Origin of the sequence: Thermomonas sp., assembly GCF_025993755.1 — a bacterium.
GTDB lineage: Bacteria > Pseudomonadota > Gammaproteobacteria > Xanthomonadales > Xanthomonadaceae > Thermomonas.
In genome coordinates this window covers 1-1,523 of record NZ_JAMQHN010000009.1, presented here as the reverse complement: position 1 = coordinate 1,523, position 1,523 = coordinate 1, and the positions used below count along the sequence as shown (strand labels likewise).

Here is a 1,523-nt window from a genome sequence, read left to right as displayed (position 1 = left end):
TCGTCCGCGCGCTCGCCCTGCGGTGCCGTGTCGGAGTTTTCGCCTCCGCCGATGGCCGGCGTGCCAGGGTCGAAGCCCGGCGCATTCTCCAGTTGCTGCAGCATCCGCGTGCCGATGGCCTCCATGTCGCCTTCGGGCTTCTTGTCGAGGTTGCCGGTGACCAGGACAGGGAAGGCGATCAGGATCGCGACCATCGTCAACTGCAGGAGCAGGAAGGGAATCGCGCCCTTGTAGATCTGCATCGTCGTGACCGGGTCCATCGTCTTGCCGGTGACAGGGTCTACGTAGGGCCTCTCGGGAGCGACCGACCGCAGGTAGAACAGTGCGAAGCCGAACGGCGGGTGCAGAAACGAGGTCTGCATGTTGACCGCCAGCAGCACGCCGAACCAGATCAGGTCGATGCCCATCTTGTCCGCGATCGGCGCGAGCACCGGCACGACGATGAACGAGAGCTCGAAGAAGTCGAGAAAGAACGCCAGCACGAACACCAGGACGTTCACGAAGATGAGGAAGCCCAGTTGTCCGCCGGGCAGCTTGCTCAGGAGGTGTTCGACCCACACCGGTCCGTCGGCCGCCTGGAACACCATGCTGAAGATGGTGGCGCCGATCAGGATGAACATGACGAACGAGGACAGCCGGGTGGTCGTCGCCAGCGCCTGCCTGAGCAACTGCCAGCTCAGGCGCCTGCGCAGCGTCGCCATCACGAGCGCGCCCATGGCGCCCATGGCGCCGCCCTCGGTCGGCGTGGCCACGCCCAGGAAGATCGTTCCCAGGACCAGGAAGATCAGAAGCAGCGGCGGAATCAGCACGAAGGTCACGCGTTCGGCCAGCTTCGAGAGCAGGCCCAGCCGCGTCACGCGGTTGACGACGGCGATCAGCCAGGCGACGAACACGCCACCGCACATGGCCACCACGATCCGTTCGTCGGTCGCCACGAACTCCACCGGCTCTCCCTGCCACCAGGTGTGCACCGCTTCCATGTGCTCCGCCAGGACCACCGCCACCGCGGTCGACAGCGCAGCGAGCACGGCGAGCGAGCGGTAGCCATGACTGCCGTTGGGTTCGCGGAACGCGCGCGCCTCCGGGGGCAGCGCCGGGACCGCGCTCGGCTTGAAGATGGCCAGGAAGACCACCCAGAGCACGTACAAGCCCATCAGCGCGAAGCCCGGGATGAAGGCGCCCTTGTACATGTCGCCTACGCTCTTGCCCATCTGGTCGGCCAGCACGATCAGCACCAGCGACGGCGGAATGATCTGCGCCAGCGTGCCCGAGGCCGCGATCACGCCGCTGCTCAGGCTGCGGCTGTAGCCATAGCGCAGCATGATCGGCAGGGAGATCAGGCCCATCGAGATCACCGAGGCCGCGACGACCCCCGTGGTGGCGGCGAGCATGGCGCCGACGAAGATGACGGCCAGCGCCAGGCCGCCGCGCAGGGGGCCGAACACCTGTCCCACCGAATCGAGCAGGTCCTCGGCCATGCCGCTGCGCTCGAGGATCAGGCCCATCAGCGTGAAGAACGGCAC

1 protein-coding gene is annotated in these 1,523 nt (G+C 66.8%); it reads right to left on the bottom strand.

Going from position 1 to position 1,523, the window contains the following annotated elements:
• A partial coding sequence (locus Q0X16_RS00670; RefSeq protein WP_297829552.1) for a TRAP transporter large permease subunit occupies positions 1 to 1,523 on the bottom strand: 1,523 nt, incomplete at both ends.